The sequence below is a fragment of the Nocardia sp. NPDC050630 genome (assembly GCF_044457245.1).
Lineage (GTDB): Bacteria > Actinomycetota > Actinomycetes > Mycobacteriales > Mycobacteriaceae > Nocardia.
In genome coordinates, this window is record NZ_JBITGN010000024.1 from 99,634 (window position 1) to 107,237 (window position 7,604).

A 7,604-nucleotide genomic window follows, 5' to 3' on the forward strand; every position below is an offset into this window, starting at 1 on the left:
GGCCATTACCGGACGAGGACGCCGCGCTCCACAACCGCTATCGTGCGGGGCGGAAAGTTCGGCGAGTGAAAGCGTGGTGAAGCACGGTGAGCATCCCTCAGGGTGGATGGTCGGGTCCACCGCCGGCGTCGCGGTCCGGCAACCGCACTGTCGTCATTCTGGTGGTGGTCGCCGCATTGCTGTTCGTCGTCGTTGGCGTGGTCGGCGTGGTTGCGGTGCAGAAGAGCGGCGTCATTACCGGCGTCGCGACAGCCGCCACCTCCGGGAATACCCCGGCGGGCGTGACCGCCGCCGGCACCGTGCGCGTCGGCGATTCGAATGCGAAGGTCGTCGTTCGCGTGGTCGCGGACCTGCAGTGCCCGGCATGTAAACAATTCGAGAAACGCAACGCCAAGGCCCTCGAAGACGCCACCAAGAATGGAACGGCGATCGTCGAATACGACGTCATCGCATTCTTGGACCGTGCGTCGAGCACCCAGTACTCCTCGCGCGCCGCGAACGCATCGTTTTGTGTTGCCGGACAAGACCATTCGAAGTATCAGAGCTGGTTCGCCGCGATGTTCGAACAGCAGCCCGCCGAGGGCGGCAGTGGCCTGCCCGACAGCAAACTCGTCGAGATCGCCAAGAACGCGGGCTACACCGACCCGTCGGTCGCTCAGTGCATTACCGATCGCAAATACGACAGCTATGTCCGTGACAAGACCAAGCGGGTTCTCAACGGCGATGTCAATGCCACCCCGACCGTCTTCGTCAATGATAAGAAGCTCGATTCCAGCCAGCTGTCCAACGGACTCGAGGCCGCCATCGCCGCCGCGCGCTAGGGGTAGGTGCGCGCGGCGTTGCCGTGGGCGATCGCGATGACCAGCCCTTCGGCATCAGCGAGGGTGATGGCGTCGTCAGCGATCCATTCGTCCAGCAGGCGGCCGAGGCCGCGCCGCCACAGCAGTGCGCCCAGGTAGTGCAGCTCGGGGAGTCCGTAGCCGTCGGAGGAGTAGAGCATCGACCGGAACGGCGCGAGTTCGAGCGCTTCGCCGAGTACCGCCGCGCCGCGTTGTCCCACGTAGGGAATTGTCAGGCCGAGGTCGAGGTGCACATGGTCGAACGCGTGCGCGAGGTAGGCGGCGTTGCGATGGAACGGCCAGCAGTGCAGCAGCATTACCGATAGTCCGGAGCCCGCGGTGGCGTGCAGGAAGTCGGTGAGCAGCAGCGGATCGGCGTGCTGGAGACGCAGATCGGTGTCGCCGAATCCGGTGTGGAACTGCAGCGGCAGGCCGAGCTCCGCGCCGATGCGCGCGCCGAGTCCGACCAGCCAGCCGAGCGTCGCCGGATCGGTGAGGCGCAGTTCGTGGATGACCGTCGATGGCAGGGTATCGGTGACGGGAAAGTTCAGACCATAACGGTATGCCACGATTGTCTTGAGGCCGACGGCATTTCGGGCCCGACTGCGCAATGTGGTTTCGATATCCTCGAAAGGCATTGTCACGGTGCTGACTTCGGTGATCACCTGTTCGGCTATCTGTTCGAGCCGGATGATCTCGCGCACCTTACCAGGGGCGAGGGCGGCGAATTCCGCTCGGCCACCGCCGAATCCGGTATCGAGAAACCATCGGGTGGTGCCGGAGGCGCGCAGCAGCCGGGTGGTCGCTGCCCGCCAACCGAGCTCGGCCCTGCGGGTCAGGTAACGCTCCGGATCGACATGCGGCTCCAGATCGAGAACCGGTGCGCACCAACGCCTTACCGCAAGACCGATCGCCGAATCGAAGGTACCGTGCTGCCCTTCACCGAGCAGTCGCTCGAAGCCGGGTCGGTCCAGATCCGCGGCGACGACGCCGTGACAATGGTGATCGGTTAGCGCGACACCATCGGTGAGCACGCTAGAACCGCCATCGGGTCATCTCGATCACCTTGGCCGGGCTGATATCCCGATAGCGTTCGGCCTCGGCGCGGCGGACGGTGAGCAGCGCATCGTGCAATTCGACGCCGAGCGCCTCGGTGAGCACCTTGGAGTCCGCCAGTGCGTCTGCGGCCTCCATCGAACTGGTCGGCAACCGCCGCACACCCGAGAGCATGAGTTGTTCGGCATCGAATCCCATGGGGTCGCCGGTGATTTCAGCTGGCAACCGCAGTTCATCGGCGATACCGGCCAGCCCGGCGGCAATGACCGTACCGACGATCAGATATGGATTACCGGTCGCGTCGAAACACTTGACCTCGGCATTGGCCGCCCAGTCCTCGGTGCCACGCACACCGGTGATGAAGCGCAGTGCCGCCTCTCGCGTCTCGCGACCCCAGCACTGCCAGACCCCGGCCCATCGCGAAGGTTGCAGACGCAGGAAACTCGCCGGATTGCCCGCGCCGACGGCGACCAGTGCGGGCAATTCTCGCAGCACACCAGCCAGGAAGGCCTCGCCCGCGCGGCGCATGCCATAGGGGCCCTCGCCCTGGGCCAACAGCGGTCCTTCATCATCGTGCAGCGAAAAATGCAGGTGCGCACCGGAACCCGCACCGCCCGGCTCGATACACGGCGCGAGCAGCGCGCGCCAACCGTACTGCGCACTCACCTGCCGGATGGTGTGCCGGACCAGGATCGCGTCATCGGCGGCCGCGACCGGTTCATTGGGTGCGACCGACAATTCCAGCTGCGACAGCGCGTATTCGGGATGGAACTGATCGACGGCGACCTCCTGGCGCTCCAACGCCGCGATGAGCTCGCTTGCGTATTCGCCCACCTGGCTCAACCGGATCATGCTGTAAGCGGGCCCGTATATCACTGGGACGAAACCGTTTTCGATATCTCCGCGCCCGACCGACCACTCCGTCTCGAATGCCATCGAAAGCCGCAGCCCGGCATTCTCCGCCGCCTGCGCCTGCCGAGTCGCGAACGCGCGCTGACATCCGACGAAGCGAGTGCCGTCCTGGCTGAACTTATCGGCGGGCGCCCAGGCCCACCCCGGCTGACAGGCGAGTTCGGTCAATCGCGACAGATCGGGAATCAGCCGCAGATCACCATCGGGCCCGCCGAGATACCGCCCGACAGACATCAGATCATCGAAGGTGAATGTCTCGAAACAGGGCGATACCCCGATCCCGAACCTGGCGGCCTGCGCCAACCGTCCCTTCGGTACCGTCTTCACCCTCGTTATCCCGGCATTATCGACAAAGGTCAGAGCAACCATATGGGCCTCGAGGTGCCCGATCAACGCATCATGGGCACCCTCGGCCGGTATCCGATCCGGCATGGTGGGCATGAGTCCCAAGATAATCCGCCCTGGCCCGCTTCGGGACGGAGTCGGGCTAGCTCGTCGCGCCGCGGCCGGTTCGTTGGTCGCCACACTGCTGCCGTCGTCGCGGCTTATGATCGACCTGTCGGGACCAGCTGGTTTTCCCCTCGAGAGGTAAGTACATGACTCGCTCGCGGTGCGGTCGGAGTGGCAGGCCGTCGCAAACGCGCGAATTTCCGGGAACTCTGCGCCTGTGATCGGGTGAGCGGTCGGTGTCCGAGGGCAATGCCGAGGGGACGCAACGCGACCTGACTTTCGGTATCGCAGCGGAACTGGCTGCGGCCGGGTTCGCCGACGCCCAAGAGATCGGCCGAGGCACATTCGGCATCGTGTACCGGTGCACCGAGTCCGCGATCGAGCGGGAGGTGGCGGTCAAGGTTCTCGGCTCCACGGTCGACGATGAGGACCGGACCCGCTTCCTGCGCGAACAGCGTGCGCTGGGGAAGTTCTCGAACCACCCGAACATCGTCCAGGTGCTGACGACCGATGTCACCGCGACCGGACGGCCGTTCATCGTGATGCCGCTGCACCCCAGGGGCTCGCTGGCCACCCGGATTCGCGCGGACGGGCCCTTGCCGTGGCAGGAGGTATTGGGTGTGGGCGTGAAGCTGGCGGGCGCACTGGCGACCGCCCATGCCTCAGGCGTCATCCATCGCGATGTCAATCCCGGCAACGTGCTGATCAGCGACTACGGTGAACCGCAGTTGGCGGACTTCGGTATTGCGCGGGTAGGCGGCGCGTTCGAGACGGCGCCAGGCACGGTCGCGGGTACGCCGGCCTACACGGCTCCGGAGGTGATCCGCGGCGAACCTCCGACGGTTCTCTCCGATATCTACGGGCTCGGCGCGACGCTGTTCACCGCTCTCACCGGCCACGCCGCGTTCGAGCGCCAAGCAGGGGAGTCGATGGTGGCGCAGTTCGTGCGCATCACCTCAGAACCCGTCCCGGACCTGCGATCCGCCGGTGTACCGGCAATGGTGTGCGCCGCCCTGGAAGCCGCGATGGCCACCGATCCGGCCGACCGCCCGGCATCAGCCAGGGACTTCGGTGAGCGGTTGCGTACCGCGCAGTTCTCCTGCGGGCTGCCGGTGGACACGATGGCCGCCCCGGCGCACGACGGATCCGGCGCAACGGGATCGGTCGCGGGCGTTCGGCCGCTCTCGCAGACAACCTCGAGCGCCGTATTGCCGCTGGAATCGGCCCCGAAGACCCGGTTCCGCCCACCGACGACGCTGCGTCGGCTGATCAACCGCCCGCGGTTGCTGGAGACTTTACGGGAGGGGCAATCCAGGCGACTGGTCCTCATTCATGGCCCGGCCGGTTTCGGCAAGAGCAGCCTGGCCGCACAGTGGGCGCACGCCCTCGACGCGGAAGGCGTCCGGGTGGCCTGGTTGGCGATCGCGGAGGACGACAACAATGTGGTGTGGTTCCTGAGCCACTTGGTGGAGGCTATTCGGCAGGTTCGTCCCACGCTGGCCAGCGAACTGACGCAGATTCTCGAGGAGGGTTCCGCCGGCGCGGCGCAGCATGTGATGGCGGCCCTGATCAACGAGATCCACGACAGCGCGGAGCCCGTTGCCGTCGTGATCGACGATTGGCACCAAGTGACCAGTCCGGCGACCCTGGCGGCGATGGAGTTCCTGCTCGACAACGGCTCCGACCATCTGCGATTGATCGTGACCAGTCGCACTCGCACCGGTCTTCCGTTGGGGCGCATGAGCGTTCAGGACGAACTGGTGGAAATAGACCAGAGCGCACTGCGTTTCGATTCCGGGGAAACTACAGACTTTCTGGTCGGCGCGAAGAAATTGCACCTTTCCGATGCCGACGTCGACCGGCTGCGCGATTCGACCGAGGGCTGGGTCGCGGCATTACAACTCGCTTCACTATCGCTGCGCGGCAAGGAGGATCCCGGGGGCTACCTGGATCAGATCACCGGGCAGCACTACGCCATCGGCGAATACCTGATGGAAAACGTTGTCGGCGCGCTCGAACCGGCGATGCTCGATTTCGTCATTCGGACCGCGGTCACCGACACCATCTGCGGAGATCTCGCGGAGGCGCTGACCGGCGTGCGGTCCGGGCAGCAACAGCTCGAGGAGGTGCGGCGCCGAGATCTGTTCCTGCGCAGCATCGATGACGAGCTGCGGTGGTTCCGCTATCACGCGCTCTTCGCGGACTTCTTGCGCCGCAGACTGATCCGGCAGCATCCCGGCTTGCTCGAAGAGCTGCATCTGATCGCGTCGAACTGGTTCGCCGGGCACGAAATGCTCACCGAAGCCGTGGATCACGCACTCGCGGCCGGCGCCGCCGAGCAGGCGAAAAAGCTGGTGCAGGAGCACGCCGACACGCTGATCGAAGATTCCCGCATGGCCACCTTCCTCGGGCTGGTGAAGAAACTACCCGCCGAGATCACGGTTGCCGATCCACGGCTGCAACTGTCGGTGGCCTGGGCCAACATCTCGCTCCAGCGCCCCGCCGCCACCAGCACCGCGCTGGATCGCGTTGACGCGGCGCTGGCAACCGCCGCACCGGACGATCCCGCGACCGCGGACCTGCGCATCCAGGCCGATGTGACGCGAGCCGCGGAATACCTTGTGACGGATCGGTTCAAGGATTTCCCGCCTGCCGCCGAGGCTTGGCTGCAACAGCCGGTGCCACCGTTCTTCGCCAGTGTCGCGGCCACCACGGCGGAAGCGGCCGCTTTCTATCGTTTCGACTTTGCCGACGTACGTCGCTGGCACGCATGGGCCGAGCCCTACCGGACCCGCGTCAACGGCCCAGCTGGTGTGGTGTACGGCACCTGCATCGCCGGCCAAGCCGCCGCCGAACAACTCGACATCGAGGGGGCCGAGGCGCTCTTCCGCTCCGCGCTCACCCGGGCCCGGAATACCGGCAGCCAATCCCACGCGACCCGGATGGCCAGCGGCCTGCTCGGCGAATTGCTCTACCAGAAAGGGCAATACGCCGAAGCCGCCGAGCTGCTGGTAACCGGTTCCGGCGTCGCGGCCGGCGCGATGGAATTCCTGATCGCCACCTACGGGACCGGTGCCAGGCTGGTGGCAATGCGCGGTGACCTCGATGCCGCACGACGACGGTTGGACGAGGGGCAAACGGTCGCGGAGCACATCGCTCTGCCACGGCTGACCGCCCGCATTGTGAACGAGCGGGTACGACTGGGGCTGCCGATCACCGACGAAGACCGGCAGAGGCTCGAGCACCTGCCCGCCTACCAACGGCAACCGAACCACCCGCTCGCGGTCACCGCCGAACTCACCCACGAGTCGGGCATTCGTCTCCTGCTCGCCCAACACTCCCCGGCCGCCGCCGAGCGTTGCGTCGCCGCCGCCGAACAGATGCTCGCCGAAATCCGTACCCAACGTCGCCCCCGCGCGCTTCTGCAGGCTCAGTTGCTATACGGCGGTTGCCTTTCCGTCGCCGGACGCACCGATCAGGCGATTGCCTGCCTGACTCCGGCACTTTCTCGGTGCGCCGCACTCGGTCTCGTCCGAATGGCCGTGGACAGCGCCCCCGCGATCGCACCCGTCGTGGAAACCGTCCTCGCCACCCCGGAGGCACCCGATCAGCCACCGCGGCCTTTCCTGCGACAGATCCTGAACGAGATCGAAGGAATCAGCGAGCGGACGAGGTGATCAGCCGGAGCAGCGTGTTCAGGTCGTGACGCTGGCGTTGGCTGAGTACGTCGAGTGGGGGCACGGTGCTGAAGGCGAGGTCTTCCAAGGTTTGCCGGATGCGCTCGCCGGTGGGGGTCAAGGTGAGCAGACGTGCTCGCCGATCGGTTTGGTGCGGCAGCTTGCGAAGTAGGCCCTGAGACTCCAGACGGTCGACGGTTCCCGAGGTATTGGACAGGTCCGCGCCCAATCGTGCCGACAGATCCTTGAGAGTCAGGGGGTCGGAGAGTTCGCGCAGCACCTTCGCTTGCACCGGCGTCACGCCCGCTCGGGCTGTCGCTGCGGCGAAGTGGGCACGCACAAGCCCCACCGCCTGCTGAAGGGCTTGGACCAGTTCGGCGTTGCTGGGATTCTCGTCGGCGCCGGTCGGTTGCTGACTCATGGTTCTCACCGTAGCCGTCCAGCGGGAATTGGTGGTGGTTGACCACCATATTTCGTTGTGATAGACACATAAACTAGTGGTACACCACCACTATCGGCGGTGCGGCCTCCCGGATCGCATCCAACTCGAGAGGAGCGCGCATGGACAAGCATTGCTGACTGGAGCCCTTTGAGCAGGTCCAGCGGTTGTGAGAGTTCTGGTGCACCAGAATGGGTGCAGGAGGACGAGATCACGACATGGCGCGACGAC

The 7,604-nt window shown here is 65.7% G+C and carries 5 protein-coding genes; 2 read left to right on the forward strand and 3 right to left on the reverse strand.

Features of this window, described 5'->3' with window-relative positions; genetic code table 11:
- The first annotated feature begins 86 nt into the window (after positions 1–86).
- Positions 87–821, forward strand: a complete 735-nt coding sequence (locus tag ACIBG0_RS36750; RefSeq protein ID WP_397039252.1) for a DsbA family protein — start codon at positions 87–89, stop codon at positions 819–821.
- Here the strand turns inward: ACIBG0_RS36750 and ACIBG0_RS36755 are convergent.
- A complete protein-coding gene (locus tag ACIBG0_RS36755) occupies positions 818–1,873 on the reverse strand; it encodes an amidohydrolase family protein (RefSeq protein WP_397039254.1) in 1,056 nt (351 codons plus the stop codon). The two genes, ACIBG0_RS36750 and ACIBG0_RS36755, sit on opposite strands and share 4 nt — an antisense overlap.
- 1 nt (position 1,874) lies before the next feature.
- Positions 1,875–3,248: a glutamine synthetase gene (locus ACIBG0_RS36760; protein WP_397039255.1), complete on the reverse strand. Its 1,374-nt coding sequence runs from the start codon at positions 3,246–3,248 to the stop codon at positions 1,875–1,877.
- A 245-nt stretch (positions 3,249–3,493) separates the two neighbouring features.
- On the opposite strand from ACIBG0_RS36760, the gene ACIBG0_RS36765 reads away from it, so the two are divergent.
- Complete coding sequence (locus tag ACIBG0_RS36765) at positions 3,494–6,934, forward strand: protein kinase (RefSeq protein WP_397039258.1); 3,441 nt, start codon at positions 3,494–3,496, stop codon at positions 6,932–6,934.
- Here ACIBG0_RS36765 and ACIBG0_RS36770 read toward each other — a convergent pair.
- Positions 6,915–7,355 (reverse strand): MarR family winged helix-turn-helix transcriptional regulator, encoded by a 441-nt coding sequence (locus tag ACIBG0_RS36770; RefSeq protein WP_397039261.1) that lies wholly within the window; start codon positions 7,353–7,355, stop codon positions 6,915–6,917. The genes ACIBG0_RS36765 and ACIBG0_RS36770 overlap by 20 nt on opposite strands.
- Positions 7,356–7,604: the final 249 nt, after the last annotated feature.